This window comes from Mesorhizobium sp. M1E.F.Ca.ET.041.01.1.1, assembly GCF_003997355.1.
Taxonomy (GTDB): Bacteria; Pseudomonadota; Alphaproteobacteria; order Rhizobiales; family Rhizobiaceae; genus Mesorhizobium.
In genome coordinates, this window is sequence record NZ_RZSL01001281.1 from 1 (window position 1) to 402 (window position 402).

General features: G+C 64.2%; 1 protein-coding gene. It reads left to right on the forward strand.

All coding sequences use genetic code 11. The features are described from left to right. Positions 1-402, forward strand: a 402-nt coding sequence (locus EOA38_RS38795) for a substrate-binding domain-containing protein (RefSeq protein WP_145966376.1), incomplete at both ends; no start/stop codon positions are given.

The following is a 402-nucleotide window of genomic DNA, read 5'->3' on the forward strand; positions in this document are numbered from 1 at the left end:
CGTCAAGATCATCTCGCTGCCGGCCATGCAATGGGAAGCGAGCAACGCCGGCACGATCGTCGCCGACCAGATGCTGGCCAATCCGGACATCGACCTGATCTTCAGCCACGCCGCCCATCTTTCGGTTGCGGCAGTCGCTTCGCTGGAAGCCGCCGGCAAGAAGCCGGGAGACGTCATGCTGATGAGCTCGAACGGCGCGCCGGTCGGCCTCGACCTGATCCGCAAGGGCTGGCTCAACGTCGAGGTCGAGCAGCCGCTCTACGCGCAGGCCGCCGCGGTCGCCATGTTCATGGACAAGGTCGCCAACAAGCAGGAGATCAAGCCCGGCGACTATGACGTGCTTGGCCTGAAGTCGATCGTGACCAAGGAAGCCTGGGGCCCGAACATCAAGATCCCAGGCGC